The sequence below is a fragment of the Bradyrhizobium sp. MI1.10 genome (genome assembly GCF_055811035.1).
This window is the reverse complement of the sequence record NZ_JBVVPN010000172.1, coordinates 1-360: the sequence shown is the minus strand read 5'-3', so window position 1 is coordinate 360 and position 360 is coordinate 1. Positions and strand designations below refer to the sequence as shown.

Below are 360 nucleotides of genomic sequence, written 5' to 3'. Positions count from 1 at the left end.
CCCGATCATGAAGCGGGTCTCGATCCCCGGCCGGCCGTTCTCGCTGTAGAGCGGCGCGATCTCGCCGTCGATCCAGTCCCAATCGATCTTGCCGGCAAGCAGAACCAACTCGTGCTTCAGATTGATGATCTGGTCCAGCCGCGCCCGGAACAGATCGTTCGATCCCGTCGTCTTGTGCTTCTTCGGCCGCATCGTTCCCTCCGATGCACCACAGAATCATGGGCCGCAGGGAAAGGGAATCCAAAAGCGAAATTGCAGGATTTGGCGGCTTCAAGCCCCCAATCTGCGGATTCCGGGGATTGCGGCCAGGGATTCCGATTGAACGCGACCATGCATTCCGATCGAAGGCGGCCACCTGTT

At 59.7% G+C, this 360-nt stretch carries 1 protein-coding gene; it reads right to left on the bottom strand.

From position 1 onward, the window contains the following. Positions 1-192 (bottom strand): transposase (locus tag AC0L3K_RS40780; protein WP_473368230.1); only part of this gene is annotated, 192 nt, incomplete at its 3' end. Positions 193-360: the final 168 nt, after the last annotated feature.